The 1,157-nt window shown below is 59.1% G+C and carries 1 protein-coding gene; it reads left to right on the plus strand.

The annotated features are described in order from the left end of the window. Positions 1-6: 6 nt before the first annotated feature. Positions 7-1,157 (plus strand): IS3-like element ISRle4 family transposase gene (locus G9X64_RS36065; RefSeq protein ID WP_171378391.1). Its coding sequence is split into 2 segments (ribosomal slippage), with 1,152 coding nucleotides annotated over them: positions 7-256 and positions 256-1,157; the frame shifts between segments, so codons are not numbered across the junction. This gene is flagged as partial in the annotation.

A 1,157-nucleotide genomic window follows, 5' to 3' on the forward strand; every position in this document is an offset into this window, starting at 1 on the left:
CAGGGAATGAAGCGCAATCGTTTCACAGACGAACAGATCATCGGCATTCTGAAGGAGCACGAGGCTGGCACGCCGGTCTCGGAGCTTTGCCGCAAGCACGGCGTCAGCGATGCCAGCATCTATAAATGGAAGGCCAAATTCGGCGGCATGGAGGTATCCGAAGCCAAGCGGCTGAAGACGCTGGAGGACGAGAACACGAAGCTGAAGCGGCTTCTGGCGGATGCCATGCTCGACAATGCCGCTTTGAAAGACCTTTTGGGAAAGAAGTGGTGACGCCCGCGGCCAAGCGGAAAGCTGTCGCGCATCTGATGATCCATCATGAGATGAGCGAACGGCGGGCGTGTAAAGCCATTGGTTTTTGCCGAATGACGATTCGTTACGAGACCAGGCGCGACGATGATCATGAGCTTCGCGAGCGAATGAAGGCGTTGGCGCATGAACGCCGCCGCTTTGGATATCGACGCATTCATGTGCTGCTGAGGCGGGAGGGTCACCTCGTGAACCACAAGAGGCTCTTCCGGCTCTATCGGGAGGAGAAACTGACGGTGCGCAAGCGCGGCGGTCGCAAGCGAGCGATAGGCACGCGAGCGCCGATGCTGGTGCCGATGGTGGCCAATGACCGTTGGTCGCTAGACTTCGTGTCGGATCAGTTCACCGATGGGCGCAGGCTGCGGATTCTGACCGTCGTCGATGATTGCACGAGGGAGTGCCTGGCGCTCGTCGCCGATACATCACTTTCCGGTCTTCGCGTCGCACGGGAGCTTGACCGGATTATCGAGGAGCGCGGCAAGCCGAGGATGATCGTCTCCGACAACGGCAGCGAGTTCACCAGCAACGCGATCCTGCAATGGGCGGACCGGACCAAGGTTGACTGGCATTACATTGCGCCTGGCAAGCCTATCCAGAACGCTTTTATCGAAAGCTTCAACGGGCGGCTGCGAGACGAGTTCTTGAATGAAACTCTGTTCTCGTCGCTCGCTCACGCCCGGTCTGCGCTTTCAAACTGGCGTAGCGATTACAACGATCAACGCCCGCATTCAGGCCTTGGCTGGCTGACACCGGCCGAATTCGCTCAGACACTCAACCCGCGACGTGATGCGGTGCTGCGCAGCCGAAATGGCTCCGCACCGCAACCCGCCGCTACCGAACCAACAACA

The sequence above is a fragment of the Rhizobium sophorae genome, assembly GCF_013087515.1.
Lineage (GTDB): Bacteria > Pseudomonadota > Alphaproteobacteria > Rhizobiales > Rhizobiaceae > Rhizobium > Rhizobium sophorae.